This is a genomic window from Pandoraea sp. NPDC090278 (assembly GCF_044772185.1).
GTDB lineage: Bacteria > Pseudomonadota > Gammaproteobacteria > Burkholderiales > Burkholderiaceae > Pandoraea.
Genome location: NZ_JBIVYJ010000004.1, coordinates 437433 through 453120, shown reverse-complemented (window position 1 = coordinate 453120; position 15688 = coordinate 437433). Strand labels below are relative to the sequence as shown.

Annotated in this window: 15 protein-coding genes; 7 read left to right on the top strand and 8 right to left on the bottom strand. The window is 63.7% G+C overall.

The features are described from left to right. Positions 1-251 precede the first annotated feature (251 nt). Positions 252-710 carry a (2Fe-2S)-binding protein gene (locus tag ACIQWO_RS17115; protein ID WP_402826426.1) on the top strand — a complete coding sequence of 153 codons (459 nt, stop codon included), beginning with the start codon at positions 252-254 and terminating at the stop codon, positions 708-710. Positions 711-727: 17 nt separating this feature from the next. Continuing rightward, on the top strand, positions 728-2950 hold the full coding sequence (locus ACIQWO_RS17110; RefSeq protein WP_402826423.1) for a molybdopterin cofactor-binding domain-containing protein: 2223 nt from the start codon (positions 728-730) through the stop codon (positions 2948-2950). Between the two features lie 139 nt (positions 2951-3089). Here the strand turns inward: ACIQWO_RS17110 and ACIQWO_RS17105 are convergent, their stop codons facing one another. Then, the gene (locus ACIQWO_RS17105) at positions 3090-3704 is read right to left on the bottom strand and encodes a YqaA family protein (RefSeq protein WP_402826420.1); all 615 of its coding nucleotides are present in this window, start codon (positions 3702-3704) and stop codon (positions 3090-3092) included. A 142-nt stretch (positions 3705-3846) separates the two neighbouring features. Between ACIQWO_RS17105 and ACIQWO_RS17100 the strand changes: the two genes are divergently transcribed. The 4 genes from ACIQWO_RS17100 (at position 3847) to queF (ending at position 7960) form a co-directional block, all read left to right on the top strand. Then, entirely contained in the window at positions 3847-4467 is a 621-nt protein-coding gene (locus ACIQWO_RS17100) for an NTP transferase domain-containing protein (protein WP_402826417.1), read from the top strand. A 120-nt stretch (positions 4468-4587) separates the two neighbouring features. Continuing rightward, on the top strand, positions 4588-6117 hold the full coding sequence (gene ilvA, locus ACIQWO_RS17095) for a threonine ammonia-lyase, biosynthetic (protein ID WP_402826414.1): 1530 nt from the start codon (positions 4588-4590) through the stop codon (positions 6115-6117). Positions 6118-6174: 57 nt separating this feature from the next. After that, a complete protein-coding gene (locus tag ACIQWO_RS17090) occupies positions 6175-7146 on the top strand; it encodes a 5'-nucleotidase (protein WP_402826411.1) in 972 nt (323 codons plus the stop codon). Continuing rightward, the gene (queF, locus tag ACIQWO_RS17085) at positions 7133-7960 is read left to right on the top strand and encodes an NADPH-dependent 7-cyano-7-deazaguanine reductase QueF (protein ID WP_402826408.1); all 828 of its coding nucleotides are present in this window, start codon (positions 7133-7135) and stop codon (positions 7958-7960) included. Before ACIQWO_RS17090 ends, queF begins: the two co-directional genes overlap by 14 nt. A gap of 15 nt (positions 7961-7975) precedes the next feature. Here the strand turns inward: queF and ACIQWO_RS17080 are convergent, their stop codons facing one another. The 5 genes from ACIQWO_RS17080 to ACIQWO_RS17060 all read right to left on the bottom strand — a co-directional run bounded on the left by ACIQWO_RS17080 (position 7976) and on the right by ACIQWO_RS17060 (position 11993). Further along, positions 7976-8449: a hypothetical protein gene (locus ACIQWO_RS17080; RefSeq protein ID WP_402826406.1), complete on the bottom strand. Its 474-nt coding sequence runs from the start codon at positions 8447-8449 to the stop codon at positions 7976-7978. A 43-nt stretch (positions 8450-8492) separates the two neighbouring features. Then, a complete protein-coding gene (locus ACIQWO_RS17075) occupies positions 8493-8969 on the bottom strand; it encodes a hypothetical protein (protein WP_402826404.1) in 477 nt (158 codons plus the stop codon). A 190-nt stretch (positions 8970-9159) separates the two neighbouring features. Beyond that, on the bottom strand, positions 9160-9546 hold the full coding sequence (locus ACIQWO_RS17070) for a RidA family protein (RefSeq protein WP_044457733.1): 387 nt from the start codon (positions 9544-9546) through the stop codon (positions 9160-9162). A 58-nt stretch (positions 9547-9604) separates the two neighbouring features. Beyond that, complete coding sequence (locus ACIQWO_RS17065; RefSeq protein WP_402826401.1) at positions 9605-11113, bottom strand: amidohydrolase family protein; 1509 nt, start codon at positions 11111-11113, stop codon at positions 9605-9607. A 1-nt stretch (position 11114) separates the two neighbouring features. After that, a complete protein-coding gene (locus tag ACIQWO_RS17060) occupies positions 11115-11993 on the bottom strand; it encodes a MurR/RpiR family transcriptional regulator (protein ID WP_402826398.1) in 879 nt (292 codons plus the stop codon). Positions 11994-12134: 141 nt separating this feature from the next. On the opposite strand from ACIQWO_RS17060, the gene ACIQWO_RS17055 reads away from it, so the two are divergent. Then, the gene (locus ACIQWO_RS17055; protein ID WP_402826395.1) at positions 12135-13406 is read left to right on the top strand and encodes an amino acid deaminase; all 1272 of its coding nucleotides are present in this window, start codon (positions 12135-12137) and stop codon (positions 13404-13406) included. A gap of 96 nt (positions 13407-13502) precedes the next feature. Here ACIQWO_RS17055 and ACIQWO_RS17050 read toward each other — a convergent pair whose 3' ends face one another. Then, positions 13503-14018: a MarR family winged helix-turn-helix transcriptional regulator gene (locus tag ACIQWO_RS17050; protein WP_402826392.1), complete on the bottom strand. Its 516-nt coding sequence runs from the start codon at positions 14016-14018 to the stop codon at positions 13503-13505. A gap of 4 nt (positions 14019-14022) precedes the next feature. Continuing rightward, a complete protein-coding gene (locus tag ACIQWO_RS17045; RefSeq protein ID WP_402826389.1) occupies positions 14023-15624 on the bottom strand; it encodes an MDR family MFS transporter in 1602 nt (533 codons plus the stop codon). Positions 15625-15688 lie beyond the last annotated feature (64 nt).

The window sequence follows — 15688 nt, the reverse complement described above, 5'->3', positions numbered from 1 at the left end:
AACCCCTGCGTGACGCGTCAATCCACTCTTTTCCATCGCGTGCGAACCTGCGGCGCGCTTCATCGCTACGTTGATGGCGGCTTCACAACGACGCCGACGCCAGCACTCGCCCCTCACTTTCACCATAAAAGCAGACCGCTATATTCCTTTAGATACAACGACTTGCGTCGCACTTCTGAACTGAAATTTCCGTGGAATGGGAGTATGTTCTAGCCGTCCCCCGACTTATCCACCCATCAAGAGGTGTTTCCATGGCTTCGTTCCAACTGAACGGCAAAACGGTGAAGGTCGACGTCGACCCCGCCACTCCCCTGCTCTGGACCTTGCGCGACGCGCTCAACATGACCGGCACCAAGTTCGGTTGCGGCATGGCGTTGTGCGGTGCCTGCACCGTCCATCTCGACGACCAGCCCATCCGTAGCTGCGTCACCCCAGTCTCCGCCGTCGAAGGCAAGAAGATCACCACCATCGAGAACGTCGGTGCCGATCCGGTCGGCGCTGCCGTGCAGGCCGCATGGGTCAAGCACGACGTGCCGCAGTGCGGCTACTGCCAGAGCGGCCAGATCATGTCGGCCACCGCCCTGCTGCGCGACAACAAGTCGCCGAACGACGAACAGATCGATACCGCGATGGCGGGCAACATCTGTCGTTGCGGCACGTACGCCCGCATTCGCGCGGCCATCAAAGACGCCGCATCGTCGCTGGCCTGAGACGAGGAGACACCAACATGCGTGAACTTCGTTTCTCCCAACGTCCCGGCGTGGCCGTGGGCGACTTCACCGGCGTGAGCCGTCGTGGCTTCCTCAAGACGTCCGCGATTGCAGCGGGCGGCCTGATGCTGGAAATGTCGCTGCCCGGCATGATGCGCACGGCCAGTGCGCAGGGTGCGGCCCCGGCAGCGGTCGTGCCGTCCGCCTTCGTGCACATCGCCCCGGATGACACCGTCACCATTCAGGTCAACCGACTCGACTTCGGACAAGGCGTGCAAACGGCGCTGCCGATGCTCGTCGCAGAAGAACTCGATTGCGACTGGTCGAAGGTCCGTGGCGAGTTGGCCCCGGCCGCCGACGTCTACAAAGACCCGTTGTTCGGCATCCAGATGACGGGCGGCTCCGGCTCCATTGCGCACTCGTGGATGCAGTACCGGCGCATTGGTGCGTCGGCGCGTGCGATGCTGATTGCGGCAGCGGCCCAACAATGGAAAGTCCCGGCCGACCAGTTGCGCACCGAAAAGGGTGTCGTGCTCGGCCCGAACGGCAAGCGTGCCACGTACGGCAGCCTCGCCGCCAAGGCACAGGCCATGCCGGTACCGGCCAACGTTGCGCTCAAGGATCCGTCCGCCTTCCGCCTGCTCGGCAAGCCGACGGGTCGCCTGGACGCCAAGGCCAAGTCGACCGGCACGCCGATGTACGGCATGGACTTCAAGCTGCCGAACCTCAAGGTCGCGGTCGTGGCGCGTCCGCCGGTGTTCGGTGCCAAGGTGAAGTCGTTCGACGCCAAGGCGGCGAAGGCGGTCAAGGGCGTGCGCGACGTCCTTGAAATTCCGGACGACCGTGGCGGCACCGCCGTTGCTGTCATCGCCGATGGCTACTGGCAGGCGAAGACCGGCCGCGACGCACTCAAGCCCGAATGGGACACCAGCGGCGTCGAGCATGTCGACACCACGGCGCAGTTAGCCAAGTACAAAGAGATGGCGAAGACGCCGGGCACCGTCGCGATCGACGCCGACGTCTCCAAACTCAAGGGCGCACCGAAGACGTTGGTGGCCGAGTACAGCTTCCCGTACCTTGCGCACGCCCCGATGGAGCCGCTGAACTGCACGGTGCAGATCTCGGGTAAAGGCGCGGAAGTGTGGACCGGCACCCAGTTCCAGACCGTCGATCAGGCAGCGATTGCACGCACGCTCGACCTCAAGCCTGAGCAAGTGAAGCTGCATACGCTCATGGCGGGCGGTGGTTTCGGCCGTCGTGCGGTACCGACGTCCGACTATGGTGTCGAAGCCGCGCAGGTCGCGAAGGCATGGCATGGCGCGGGCCATCGCGAGCCGGTCAAGGTCATCTGGAGTCGTGAAGACGACATACACGGTGGCTACTACCGTCCGATGTACGTGCATCGTGCCGAGATCGGTCTGGATGCCAAGGGCAATGTACTTGCGTGGAATCACACCATCGTCGGCCAGTCGATTCTGGCGGGCACGCCGTTCGAGAAGATGATGGTGAAGAACGGCATCGACGGCACGAGTGTCGAGGGTGTCTCGGGCACCCCGTACGCCGTGCCGTTACGCCTGACGTTGCACAGCCCGAAGGTCAACGTGCCGGTGTTGTGGTGGCGTTCGGTGGGCAACACCCACACGGCGTTCGTCATGGAGACGTTGATCGACGAGTTGGCGAAGAATGCGGGCCAGGACCCGGTCGCGTACCGCTATGCGTTGTTGGGTGATAAGCATCCGCGTCACCGTGACGCACTGGCATTGGCCGTGGAGCGTTCGGGTTACGGCAAGACCAAACTGCCCGCGGGACAAGCGTGGGGTGTGGCCGTGCATGAGTCGTTCGACTCCGTGGTGGCGTACGTGGTGGTGGCGGAGATGCGCAACGGTGCACCGCGTCTGGTGAGTGCCACGGCGGGCGTGCATTGCAACTTCGCGGTCAATCCGTTGACGGTTGCAGCGCAGGTTGAAGGTGCGGCGTTGATGGGATTGGGCACGACACTGCCGGGTGCGGCGATCACGCTCAAGGATGGCGAAGTCGAGCAGAGCAACTTCCACCAGTACACGGTGGCGCGTCTGACCGACATGCCTGCGATCAATGTGCACGTGGTTAGCTCGGGCGATGCGCCGACGGGGATGGGCGAGCCGGGGTTACCGCCGTTGGCCCCGGCGTATGCGAACGCCGTCTTTGCGTTGACGGGCAAACGTCAGCGTGCGTTGCCGTTCGAGGTGACAAGCGCGTAAGAAGGTGGGTCCTGGGAAAGCATGATGGTGCGCCGGACCGGGGCCCCTTTCTGAACCGAGTTGGGTCTATGTCTGAGGGGCGGAAAGGGGCCCCGGTCCGGCCCCCGGACTTCGTGAGAACCACCGAAAGGGGCCTCACTCAGCCGATAAGCAGATGCTTGAACGGCGCGAAGATCCCTTGCCAGAACGATTCGGGCACACGAAGCATCAGGTAAGTGATGGCGATGTAGCGGAGTGTCTTACCGATGGCGATGTAGACGAGGCATGAGCGCCACGAGAGCCGGAGCCATCCAGCGAGGGTACACAGCGGATCGCCAACAACAGGCAGCCAGGAGAGCAGGAGCAGCGGCGGCCCGAAGCGGCGCATCCAGCGGCTGTAGCGCTCGTTCATGGGCGCTTTGCCGTCCGCGTCCCCCTTGCCTGCCTTCCCCTGCGGCACATCGACAGTCACGGCGACGCCACCCGCAGCAGCCGCCCGCGCATGGGCCCGTCGGCGCGCCTTGAGCCGCACGAACGCGCGCCGCGCCGCGAACCCCATCCACCAGTCCAGCATGCCGCCAAGCGTATTGCCCACGCTCGCCACGACAATCGCCGTCCAGAACATATGCGGATTGAGCGCCACGTAGCCGAAGAGCGCGGGTTCCGAGCCCATCGGCAGCAGTGTGGCTGAGAGAAACGACACGAGAAAAATGGCGGGCAGGCCCACGCCGGGCAACGCCAACACGCCCAGCAGCCAGGTGATGAACGACTCCATGCAGCTCCGCAGAAAGCAAAATCCGACCGAAAAACACCGCAACGCCACCGTCCCCGACCGACCAGACGGTCAGCTAACGACACGGCGAATGCGTGCACACGCGTTTGGCAGAAACAAAAAGTCTGGCGCATAATGCGTGACCATGACCCGACCCTCGACGCCGCCCGTGGCCATTCTACTGGCAGGCGGACTCGGTACCCGCTTCGACGCGGCGGGGCGCCGGAACAAGCTGCTCGCGCCGCTTCCCGGAGATCCCCTGAACCGACCCGTTGCCCTCGCCAGCGCCCACGCGCTGCTGGCCGCATTGCCGCGCGTGATTGCGGTCGTGCGCCCGGACTCGGCCGAGTTGGAGAACGTGCTGTTGCAGGCGGGTTGTGAAGTCGTCATGAGCCACGCCACCAAGCGCGGCATGGGCGCGACGCTCGCGGCGGGTATCAACGCCGCCGTCGACGAAGATCCGCCCCCGGGGCTCGAACATCTCGACGGCTGGCTCGTCGCGCTGGCCGACATGCCCTACATCCACCCGAATACCCTGCGCGCGATTGCGAACGGCCTCACGTCGCCCGAAGCCATCGTCGCGCCGAGTTATCAGGGACAGCGCGGCCATCCCGTCGCGTTCGGTTCCGCCTATACCTCGCGTCTTGCCGCCCTCGATGGCGACATCGGCGCGCGCGACCTGTTGATTAGCGAGCACATTACGATCGTCGATGTCGACGACGCCGGAATCGTGCGCGACATCGACACCCCAGACGACCTACGCTAGGGCGCGCACTCCCCTTTCCTGTTTCTCCCGAAAGACCAAGCGCGACCGCCCCGGCGGAAGTGCTGGTCTATCATTGTCCTTTTGTTCCTTGATGTGCCTAACCTGAAGAAGCCCTAAATCATGTCTGACGCAGCTCCCGACTACCTGAAGAAGATCCTGACCGCCAAAGTCTACGACGTCGCCTTTGAGAGCGAACTCGAACCGGCTCGCACGCTTTCCATGCGGCTGCACAATCGAATTTATCTCAAGCGCGAAGACAACCAGACGGTGTTCTCCTTCAAGATTCGGGGCGCGTACAACAAGATGGCCAACCTCAGCGAGGCCGAGCGCGAGCGCGGCGTGCTGACCGCGTCCGCCGGGAACCACGCGCAGGGCGTGGCCTACTCGGCCGCACGTCTGGGCTGCAAGGCCGTCATCGTCATGCCGGTCACCACGCCGCAGGTCAAGATCGACGCCGTGAAAACCCACGGCGGACGCGCCGTCGAAGTCGTGCTCGCGGGCGACTCCTACAGCGACGCCTACGCGCACGCCATGACACTGCAAGCCGAGCGTGGCCTGACCTTCGTGCCGCCGTTCGACGACCCCGACGTCATCGCCGGTCAGGGCACCATCGGCATGGAAGTCCTGCGCCAGCACCAAGGCCCGCTGCATGCCATCTTCGTGCCCATCGGCGGCGGTGGACTGGCAGCCGGTGTCGCCGCTTACGTCAAAGCCGTGCGTCCGGAGATCAAAGTCATCGGCGTGCAATCGGTCGACTCCGACGCCATGGCGCAATCCATCCACGCTGGCGAGCGCGTTCTGCTGAACGACGTCGGTCTGTTCGCTGACGGCACCGCCGTCAAATACGTCGGCGAAGAGACTTTCCGCCTGTGCAGCGAGTATCTCGACGAAGTCGTGCGCGTTGACACCGACCAGCTATGCGCCGCCATCAAGGATGTCTTCCAGGACACGCGCAGCGTGCTGGAGCCGTCAGGCGCACTGTCCGTGGCGGGCGCAAAGCTCTATGCCGAGCGTGAGAAGCTCAAGGGCGAAACGCTCGTCGCGATCACGTCGGGTGCCAACATGAACTTCGACCGCCTGCGCTTCGTCGCCGAGCGCGCCGAGGTCGGTGAAGCGCGCGAAGCCGTGTTCGCCGTCACCATTCCCGAGGCGCGCGGTAGTTTCAAGCGCTTCACCGAAGTGGTGGGCAGCCGCAATGTGACCGAGTTCAACTACCGAATTAGTGAAGCGTCCAGCGCCCACATCTTCGTGGGTATCCAGATGCACAACCGCGACGAAGGCGAGCGCATCAAGGCCGGTTTCGAGCGTCACGGCTTCCCGACGCTCGATCTGTCGAACGACGAACTCTCCAAGCAGCACATCCGCTACATGGTGGGCGGCCGCTCGGCACTGGCCAGTCACGAAGTGCTGTACCGCTTCGAGTTTCCGGAGCGTCCGGGCGCGCTGATGAAGTTCCTCTCGGCCATGAGCCCGAACTGGAACATCAGCCTGTTCCATTACCGGAATCAGGGCGCGGACTACAGCAACATCCTCGTGGGGATTCAGGTCCCGACCGACGAGAAGGCCGCGTTCCGCGACTTCCTCGCAACGCTCGGCTATCCTTACTGGGACGAAAGCGAAAACCCCGTGTACAAGCTGTTCCTCGGGTAAGTCACAACGTCCCCAAAGCACTCAACCACTGATACACGACAGGAAATCGCCGCCGCCATGCCCATCACGCTCGAGAACAAACTCGTTGTCGCGATCTCGTCGCGCGCGCTGTTCGACTTCGAAGAAGAGAACCGCGTGTTCGATGCGGGCGTGGCGAGCGGCGACGATCAGTCGTACATGCAGTATCAGCTCGACCGCCTCGACACGCCCGCACCAGCGGGTGTCGCCTTCCCGCTCGTGCAGAAGCTGCTCGCGTTCAATCAGGGCGGCGACACCAGTGGTGTGAATGGGGCCAGCGGTGCCGGTGACACGAAAGACAAACATCGCGTGGAAGTTGTAGTGCTCTCGCGTAACGATCCGGTGAGTGGCATGCGCGTGTTCCGCTCGGCGCGACAGCTCGATCTCAAGATTGAGCGCGGCGTGTTCACGCGCGGACGCGACCCGTTCGGCTATCTCAACGCGCTGGGGGCCCATCTGTTCCTGTCGGCGAACGAGCGCGACGTGCGCGGTGCCCTTGCCGCCGGTTTCCCGGCCGCACGCGTGTATCCGGACTCCGCGAAAAAAGCCGAATTGCATCCCGACGAAATCCGCATCGCTTTCGACGGCGACGCGGTGCTCTTCTCCGACGAGGCCGAGCAGGTCTTCCAGCGTAACGGCCTCGACGCCTTCCAGCAGCACGAAATCGAGCGCGCCGCCACGCCGTTGCCACCCGGCCCGTTCAAGCCGCTGCTGCTCGCGCTGCACCGTTTGCAAACCCTCGCAGGCCATGAAGTGCCGGTCAAAATCCGTACCGCGCTCGTCACAGCGCGTTCGGCCCCGGCACACGAGCGTGCCATCCGCACGCTGATGGACTGGAAAATCGACATCGACGAGGCGATGTTCCTGGGCGGGCTCGATAAAGGCGCATTCCTGCGCGAGTTCGAGCCCGATTTCTTCTTCGACGATCAGACTCGCCACTGCGAATCGGCGGCCCGCGTCTCCCCGACCGGTCACGTCATCAGTGGCATCGCCAATCATGACCACGCCTGAACAATCCTCGCTCGGCAAGGAAGTTGCCTACACCGAGCAGTACGACCCGTCCCAACTCTTCCCGATCGCCCGTGCGCCCGCGCGCGCGGAAATCGGTGTGCCTGAGGCCCTGCCGTTCTTCGGCGCGGACATCTGGAACGGCTACGAACTCTCGTGGCTCAACGAGAAGGGCAAGCCGCAAATCGCGCTGCTGACCGCGATGGTGCCCGCCGATTCGCCGTTCATCATCGAGTCGAAGTCGTTCAAGCTGTACCTCGGCTCATTCGCACAGACGAAGCTGGCGAATGTCGACGCCGCGCGCGCTCTGATCCAGCAAGACCTGTCGGAAGCCGCAGGCGCATCGGTGCAAGTGAAGCTCGTTGAGCCGAGCGGTTTTGCCAAGCTCCAACTCGACGAACTCGACGGCTTGCTCGTCGACCGACTCGACATCGATACCGACATCTACGTGCCGGATGCGTCGCTGCTCACCGCCGCGTTCGACGAAGCGCCTGTGGACGAAACGCTCGTGTCCAATCTGCTCAAATCGAACTGCCCGGTCACTGGCCAGCCCGACTGGGGCAGCTTGCAGATCCGCTACGTCGGCCCGCCGATCAATCAGGAAGGCTTGCTCAAGTACGTGATTTCGTACCGACGTCACACCGGCTTTCACGAGCAATGCGTGGAAGGGATCTTCATGGACATCATGCGTCGGTGCAAGCCGACCCAGTTGGCCGTCTACGCCCGCTACACGCGACGCGGTGGCCTCGACATCAATCCGTTCCGTACCAACTTCACGTTGCCGATGCCGGACAACGCGCGTACGGCACGTCAATAAGCGATACCTGGGCTGTCAGCCGAGATAGCCCAGCTTCGCCATCAGTCTCACCGCGGCGTTTCTGACGTTGGCGTATTTCGGCTCGCCGCCGCAACGCGCCATCGTCTCCCGCAACGCCTGGCACGCGCCGTCGAACTGCCTCAGTTCGATCAGACATTCCCCTACGCGATACATCGGCCCGGCGGCGTCCTCGTCCAAAAGCGCCGCCGCCATGAACAGCGGCAGTGCCGCCTCGGGCTCGCCCTGACGTTGCATCGATAGCGCGAGCGCCACTGCGTAGTCTGCTTCAAGCGGGCACGCTGACAGCAGCGGCGCAAAGCACTCGATGGCGTGCGCAAAGTCACCGCGCTCAAACGCCCCGTGACCACAGCGATAGACGGCGTCGCACTGCGCGGCGTCCCACGCGCCGGGACGCGGCAGGTCCATCGCGTCACGCTGCGCTTCGGCATCGCGCACCACCGCGAGCGCCGCCTCGATCTTTCCAGTCATGGACGTCGACGACGGTGCATGGCCCACAGGTTCCAACGGATCGTCAGACATAGTCACGTGACCCGCCCTCCCTCGGCGATTCGAATTGCACGCGCGTGCTCAGCGTCGTCATCTCACGCTCCGCCTCGCGCCGCTTCTTCAGACACTGGCAGACCTGTGCCAGACCGAAAGTCACCGCGAGCGCCGACAATCCCGCCATCCCTGAACCGATGCCCAGCCCCATCCACCGGTCCTGCTGCGCGACGTCCGAATCGTCGTCCGAGGCGGCGGCTTCAAGGCAGTAGTACGCGCCGGTCGTCAGCCCCAGCATACCCAGTACCGTAATCGTCACACCGGTCAGTCCCCCCGATAGCCCACCGCGCCCCAACCGGCTCATGGTCTGGGAGCGCAAGCGGACGTCGTCCGGTGTCACGGGGAAATCGATGGTGATGCGGGCGTCTTCGGCGGACTCGATGGCAGCCCGGTGCATGGGCGCAGTCGGTGCACGCGCCCCTGTCCCGCCAATGGCTCCTGATGTCACAGTGACCTCCTTTCGAGTTAGGAGGCTGAACATTGCACGCTTCCGGGACAACGAACCATCGAAGGCAAACCGCAGACTTTGCGAAACGGTAACGTCCGTCACGGTTAATCGGAAGGCACAACGTCGAAATAAAAAAAGCCGACGATGATCGTCGGCTTTCTCCATACACGGGACGCTCGGCAACGGTGACTTACGCAGCAGGCTTCTTGTACGCCACGCAGTCCACTTCCACCTTGCAGTCGATGACCATGCTCGACACGACACAGGCGCGTGCGGGCGGATGGTCGCCGAAGTACTCCTTGAACACTTTGTTGAACGACGCGAAGTCGCGCGGATCGTCCAGCCACACGCCGATGCGCATGACGTGCTCGGTGCCATAACCGGCTTCGGTCAGAATCGCGATCATGTTCTGGATCGCCTGATGCGACTGGGCGACGATGCCCCCGTCGATCACTTCGCCGTCTTTCATCGGGGTCTGTCCCGAGACGAACAGGAAGCCGTCGGCTTCGGTCGCGCGTGCAAAGGGCATGCGCTGGCCACCGGTGCCTTGCCCGCCTTCCACGCCATATCGTTTGATGCTCATCATCGCTCCTTTCAACGAATCGTTTTCAACAACACCGGCTCATGACAACAGTTCAAAGCACCGGCTGTGGCGTGCCGCGACGCACGAAGCGTCCGGCGCGCGCGTTCTGCGTCGGTGCGCGGTCCTGCCACGAAAGCACACCGTTGACCCACACCGCCGAAATGCCATACGCGGGTTGCATCGGATCGGTAAACGTCGCGGCGTCAGCCACGGTCACCGGATCGAACAACACCAGGTCAGCCCAATACCCTTCGCGCACGAATCCGCGCTCGCTCAGACCGAAACGCTCGGCGGAGAGGCCAGTCATCTTGTGGACGGCTTCCGCCAGCGGGAACAACGCCTGCTCGCGGCTATAACGTCCCAGCACGCGCGGGAACGCGCCCCACAGACGCGGGTGCGGCAACGGATCGTTGGGCAGCCCGTCCGAGCCGACCACCGTCGCCGGGTGACGCAGAATGCGGCGCACGTCATCTTCTTCCATGCAGTGATACACGGCACCGGCCGGTTGCAGACGCTTCGCCGCTTCCATCAGATCGACGCCCCAGTCGGCGGCAATCGTCGCGAGCAGCTTGCCGCCCTGATCGGGATGCGACTGGGACCACGTAACGAGAATGTCGAAGTCGTCGGTGACTTGTTTGAGATCGAGCGTCGACGAACTCGCCGTGTACGGATAGCAGTCGCAGCCGACCGGCTGAAAGCGCTGCGCCTTGTCGAGCGCTTCGAGGATTTCGGTGCTGCGTCCCCAGTTGTCGACGCCCGCACACTTCAGGTGCGAGACGACCACCGGCACGCGCGCATGACGTCCGATGCGGAAGGCTTCGTCCAGTGCTTCAAGAATCTCGGCGAATTCGGTACGCAGGTGCGTCGCATAAAGACCGCCTGCTTCAGCCAGCGGTTCGGCCAGTGCGAGAACTTCCTCCGTCGGTGCGGCATTCGCGTTCGCGTAAGCCAATCCCGTCGACAGCCCCAGCGCGCCGTTGTCGAGCGCCTCACGCAATTGCGCGCGCATGCCTTCGATTTCGGCTTCCGTCGCAGGCCGGTCGAGACGATCCATATGGTTGTTGCGCAGCGCCGTGTGGCCGATGAGCGCCGCCACATTGATCGACGGTTGCGCCTTTTCCAGCGCCTCGACATACGCGGCGAACGTCGGGTATTGGAACGCGTTCGCCTCGCCCAGCAGGTTCATCGGATCGGGCGGGTCGCCCTTAAGCGTGACCGGCGACGCGCTGATGCCGCAGTTGCCGACGACGACCGTCGTCACACCTTGCGACAGCTTCGGCGTCATTTCAGGCGCGCGCACGACGTTCGTGTCGTCGTGCGTATGGACGTCGATGAAGCCGGGGCTCAGCACGTTGCCGTTGCCCGCGACGACTTGCGTCGCCTGCCAGCCTGAGTGCCCACCCGCCGGTGTGATGGCGTGAATGCGGCCGTCGCGCAACGCCACGTCGAAGCGGTTGTCCGTCATGGGTGTGCCGGAGCCGTCCGCCAGACGAACGTCGGTGATCAGCGTATCGACCGTGCGATCGGCAAGATTTTCGCTGCGATCAATGATGTCAGTCATGTCAGTCTCCAAGAGGCTGACGATCGCCGCCGCCCCGATGTGTGTCGAGCACATATTTGATTCGTCGCAACAGCGCCTGACTCTGCGGCTTGGCGAGCAACGCCAGCTCCGTAGCCAGCACGTCCATAGCAAGCAGCATCGCGTAACGCGACGACGACGGTTTGAAAATGAAATCGGTTTCCAGCGCGCGGATCGGCAACACCTCGTCGGCAAGCGCCGCCAGCGGCGAGCCGGTTGCAGTGACGGCCACGACCTGTGCCCCGTATTCGCGTGCAATTTCGCAGGCGGACAGCAGCTCCGGCGTGTGACCGCTCACCGAGAAGGCGAGTACGACGTCCTCGCGTCCGAGCGTCCCGGCGACCATGCGGGCCAGCACGGCGTCCTGATAGCTGGCGACCGGACGCCCCAGACGCACGAGGCGGTAGCGCGCCTCGTCGGCCAGCAGCGACGACCCGCCGCCCATCCCGAACGCGTACACCATGCGCGCCGAGAGCAGTCGCGCAGCGGCACGTCGCACGGTATCGGGCTTGATGAGTCCGCGATGCACCTGCAACGTCGTCTGAATATCGTCGGCAATCCGGTCGATGGTTTCGCCGCCGTCTTGCCCGTTGGCCGCGCTCGCGCCAAGAAAGCGCTGGCCGACGACCGCCGCCTGCGCCAGTCGCAGCTTGAGGTCGCGCACGTCGCGGCAGCCCATCGCCTTGGCGAAGCGGGTCACGCTCGCCTCGCTCACGCCAGCGCGCTCGGCAAGCACGTTGATCGACGCCGCTGCGGCGCCCGCCACGTCTTCCAGCACGACCTGCGCGACTTTGCGCTCTGCCTGACTCAGGGCGTCGCTGCGTTCGGCAACGCGGGTCACGATATCGAAGGTTTCGGCCATATATCCAGTCTGTGCGGCGTCCCGAGAGTCGGACGCCCAATATTTGTTACTTTATAACAAAACTGTCAAACGCTGGTAATTAAACGCTATTATAGGAGCCATCCGGCGGCTTTCAGCGCACAGACATGAGGAGAGATGGGAATGAGTGATACAAACTATCAGCACGGCATGATCGATACCCTCAACAAGGGTCTGGGTGCGTTGGACGCGCCGCTCGCGCCCTCCAACGCGACCGGTCTGGGCTGGAATCTGCTGAACGAAGACCTGAGCCTGCCGACGGCGGTGCTCTACGAAGACAAGATCCGTCACAACCTCGCGTGGATGCAGCGTTTCGTGCACGAGTACGGCGTGAAGCTCGCCCCGCACGGCAAGACGACGATGGCCCCGAAGCTGTTCCGTCGTCAGTTGGACGGTGGCGCATGGGGCATCACGCTCGCCACGGCACAGCAGACGTACGCGGCCTATCACCATGGCGTGCGACGCGTGCTCATGGCGAACCAGCTCGTCGGCAAACGCAACATGACGATGATTGCCGACCTGCTGAAGGACGCCGACTTCGAGTTCTTCTGTCTGGTGGACTCGGCTGCTGCGGTGGCGCATCTGGGCGAATTCTTCCGCGCGCGCGGCCAGACGATTCAGGTGTTGATCGAACTCGGTGTGACGGGCGGCCGTACGGGTGTGCGCGACGCAGCGCAGCAGCAAGCCGTACTCGATGCGCTCACGCAGTATCACGACGCCGTCAAGCTGGCAGGCGTGGAAGTGTACGAAGGCGTACTGAGCACGGAAGCCGACATCCGCGCCTTCCTGCAACGCGCGGTGAGCATCACGCGCGAACTGGTCGCAGCGGGTCGCGTCGAGCGTAACCCGGCCGTGCTCTCGGGCGCGGGTTCGGCATGGTACGACGTGGTCGCGGACGAATTCGCGCACAAGGACGTGGGCGCGCCGCTGGATGTGGTGCTGCGTCCCGGCTGCTATCTCACGCACGATGTGGGTATCTACAAGGCGGCGCAGGCACAGATCGCGACGCGCAATCCCATCGCGAAGCAAATGCGCTCGCAACTGCAACCGGCGCTGCAACTGTGGGCGTACGTGCAATCGATTCCCGAACCCGAGCGCGCCATCATTGCGCTGGGCAAGCGCGACGCAGCGTTCGACGCGGGCATGCCGGAACCGGCACAGCAGTTCCGCCCGGGCGAAAGCAAGTCACCGAAGGCGACGCCCGAGCATTGGGAAGTCACCGGCATGATGGACCAGCACGCCTATCTGCGCATTGCGCCGGGCGACGACATCCGCGTGGGTGACATGATTGCGTTCGACATCTCGCACCCATGCCTGACATTCGACAAGTGGCGTCACCTGCCGGTCGTCGATGGCGACTACAACGTCGTCGAGATCGTGCAGACGTTCTTCTGATCGTCGTCACACCGTTTGTCGCCAACGTCGCAAAGAAAAAGCCGCTTCGAATTCGAAGCGGCTTTTTTGTGGCCGATGTCCAGCGGGGCAAGCGACCTATGAGGCGTTCTTGGAGGCTCGCTTCCGTGCGGGCGTGGTGTCCGTAGCGTTCGCAGCGTTCGGTGCAGCAGCCCCCGATTTCGCCCGGGACGCCACCGACTTGAACTGCGCCTCCAGGTGCACAAGCGCGCTCTCCAGCGTGGCGATCTCATCCGGCGTCATGCCTTCGAGCGTGTCGTCGAAGAAAGCCTGACGGCGTGGCGTCGCCTCGTCGTGCACGGCCATGCCCGCCTCCGTCAGCGTGACATTCGTCAGACGATTATCGTCGGGGTCGGTTGCGCGCGACAGCCAGCCAAGCGCTTCCATCGACTGGAGCTGTCGGGTGAGCGACGCTGGATCGAGCCGACAATGTTCGGCAAGAAACTTCTGAGAGCAGGTGCCGCGTTCGGCCAGCGAGAGAATGATGCGCCAGCGCGGGAGCGGATGCCCGACCTGCGCGTCGAAGGCGAGCATCATCGCGCGGTAGGTCAGACTCAGTTGCTGAATGACGTTACGTTTCAAAGCGGTCGGCATCGCGTCACTCCCCTGCTGGCGGCTGCGGCTGCGTCTTTACGCCGCGTGTCAGACGAATGAGCGGCACGCGTCGTACGAACCACAACCCGGCCAGTGCCGCTGCGAGCGATACCATCTGCCCGCTGTGAATGGCAGCGACGAGCGACGTGCGCGCCGATTCGATAAACAGCGCGCCGTTCTGGCCCATGTGCGCGAGCGTCATCAGAAAATCGCTTTGCGCCGTGGCGTTCACGAGGATCTGCGGGTCGGACAGTTGCGATGTGAAACGTGTGCCTTCGTTCGCCGCCAGCGCATCAGTAACGCGTGCCGTATAGCTGTGATTCACCAGCGTGCCGACGATGGCCGTCCCGAGCATCCCGCCGATCATACGTAGCGATTGCATCAGCGCGGTGGCAATGCCGAGGTGCGCACGCCCTGCGACTTCCTGTGCGAAGACCGTCAGGTTCGGCATCACGAAACCGAGGCCGAGACCTGCGAGGAACATGTACGCGGCGATCAGCAGATGCGAGGTGCCGCGATGCGTGGTGATGATGCCTGCGCAGGCCAACGCGAGCAGTAAGAAGCCGCCGTACAACATCACGTTCGGATTCCGCAGACGCGTAATCAGACGCCCGTTCACGATGCTGCCCACGGTGATACACACAACGAGCGGCGTGATGAGCAAACCGGTTTCGCGCGGCGAGAGTCCGAAGCCGCCTTGCAGCAGCAGCGGCGCGTAGAACAGTAGCCCGAACATCGAGAAGCCCGCAAAAACGGACAGCACGAAGAGCGGCGCGAGCGATTTGTCGCGGAACATCTCGAACGGCAGGATCGGATGCGAAGTGCGCTGCTCCCATCGATAGAGCGCGAACGACGAGACGACCAGCACAACGGCCAGCGTCACCACACCGCGCGAGAGGCCGTCGGCAGGCAGCCATTCGACGAGCATCTGCAAGCTACCGAGCGCTGCGGTGATGAGCACAGCGCCGAGCCAGTCGATGCTGGCCTTGCTGTGTTCTTCGGCGCGCATTTGCGGCAGGTGGCGTCCGATGAACCAGATGCCGAGCAAGCCGACGGGCAGATTGACGTAGAAGACCGAGCGCCAGCCGTAGGCTTCGGTGAGGAAACCCCCGAGCGACGGCCCGATGGCGTTCGCGATGCCGAAGGCGGAGCTGAGCATGACCTGCCAGCGCAGACGCACGTGAGGATCGGGGAACAGTTCCGGCACACACGCGAACGCGGTCCCGACGAGCATGCCGCCACCGATGCCTTGCAGGGCGCGAGCGAAAACGAGGAACGGCATACTGTTCGCTGCGCCGCAGAGGACCGACGCCGCCGTAAAGACGACGATCGCCGCCATGACGAAGCGCTTGCGGCCGTAGAAATCGCCGAGGCGTCCGAAGATGGGGACGGTGATGACTGAGGTGAGGAGATACGACGTTGCGACCCACGCGTAGTACTCGAACCCCTTGAGTTCCGCGACGATAGTCGGCAGCGCAGTCCCGACCACTGTCTGGTCGAGCGCCACCATCATCGTGCAGAAACAAAGGCCGAGCATCGCCACGAGCGACTGCCGGAAGGGCAACACCTGCCCCGCCGAGTGCGGGGTGCTAGGACTGGGAGCCATTTTTGGACGGATCAATGTTTGATCAGTCAACGATTCTAGCACGTTTGCTGCGTAGGGGATTCGG

Bases quoted from the DNA above. Each gene is read 5' to 3' on its own strand.
- ACIQWO_RS17115 (WP_402826426.1), top strand. From the start codon at position 252: ATGGCTTCGTTCCAACTGAACGGCAAAACGGTGAAGGTCGACGTCGAC.
- ACIQWO_RS17110 (WP_402826423.1), top strand. From the start codon at position 728: ATGCGTGAACTTCGTTTCTCCCAACGTCCCGGCGTGGCCGTGGGCGAC.
- ACIQWO_RS17105 (WP_402826420.1), bottom strand. From the start codon at position 3,704: ATGGAGTCGTTCATCACCTGGCTGCTGGGCGTGTTGGCGTTGCCCGGC.
- ACIQWO_RS17100 (WP_402826417.1), top strand. From the start codon at position 3,847: ATGACCCGACCCTCGACGCCGCCCGTGGCCATTCTACTGGCAGGCGGA.
- ilvA (WP_402826414.1), top strand. From the start codon at position 4,588: ATGTCTGACGCAGCTCCCGACTACCTGAAGAAGATCCTGACCGCCAAA.
- ACIQWO_RS17090 (WP_402826411.1), top strand. From the start codon at position 6,175: ATGCCCATCACGCTCGAGAACAAACTCGTTGTCGCGATCTCGTCGCGC.
- queF (WP_402826408.1), top strand. From the start codon at position 7,133: ATGACCACGCCTGAACAATCCTCGCTCGGCAAGGAAGTTGCCTACACC.
- ACIQWO_RS17080 (WP_402826406.1), bottom strand. From the start codon at position 8,449: ATGACTGGAAAGATCGAGGCGGCGCTCGCGGTGGTGCGCGATGCCGAA.
- ACIQWO_RS17065 (WP_402826401.1), bottom strand. From the start codon at position 11,113: ATGACTGACATCATTGATCGCAGCGAAAATCTTGCCGATCGCACGGTC.
- ACIQWO_RS17060 (WP_402826398.1), bottom strand. From the start codon at position 11,993: ATGGCCGAAACCTTCGATATCGTGACCCGCGTTGCCGAACGCAGCGAC.
- ACIQWO_RS17055 (WP_402826395.1), top strand. From the start codon at position 12,135: ATGAGTGATACAAACTATCAGCACGGCATGATCGATACCCTCAACAAG.
- ACIQWO_RS17050 (WP_402826392.1), bottom strand. From the start codon at position 14,018: ATGCCGACCGCTTTGAAACGTAACGTCATTCAGCAACTGAGTCTGACC.
- ACIQWO_RS17045 (WP_402826389.1), bottom strand. From the start codon at position 15,624: ATGGCTCCCAGTCCTAGCACCCCGCACTCGGCGGGGCAGGTGTTGCCC.